This is a genomic window from Neisseria sp. P0021.S007 (genome assembly GCF_051956855.1).
Genome location: NZ_JBQCXA010001666.1, coordinates 1 through 449 on the forward strand (window position 1 = coordinate 1; position 449 = coordinate 449).

The window sequence follows — 449 nt, forward strand, 5'->3', positions numbered from 1 at the left end:
TTTCGATCTAGACGGTTACCACGTACAGCCTCCCCCTCGTTCGCTCGCCACTACTTGCGGAATCTCTGTTGATTTCTTTTCCTCCGGTTACTTAGATGCTTCAGTTCTCCGGGTTCGCTTCGCTTATCCTATGGATTCAGATAAGGATACCTCCTAATAGGTGGGTTTCCCCATTCGGACACCGCGGGATCATAGCTTTATTGCCAGCTCCCCCACGCTTTTCGCAGGCTTACACGTCCTTCGTCGCCTATCATCGCCAAGGCATCCACCTGATGTACTTATGCACTTTACTCTATAATTTCAAGGACCGCGTTGACGTCGTTTGCCGACCCGTTGACTATGGAAGCAAACTTGAAATGCCGACTGGGATAAAGCGTACGGCTTGTTGTGTCTGAATCATGCCTGGTGGGGTTCAGGAGTAAGTCGATACAAGCAGCACCAGAAGATGG

At 50.3% G+C, this 449-nt stretch carries 1 rRNA gene; it reads right to left on the bottom strand.

The annotated features are described in order from the left end of the window. Window positions 1-292: ribosomal RNA gene (locus ACTHUR_RS20815) — 23S ribosomal RNA — on the bottom strand; the annotation flags it as partial. Window positions 293-449 lie beyond the last annotated feature (157 nt).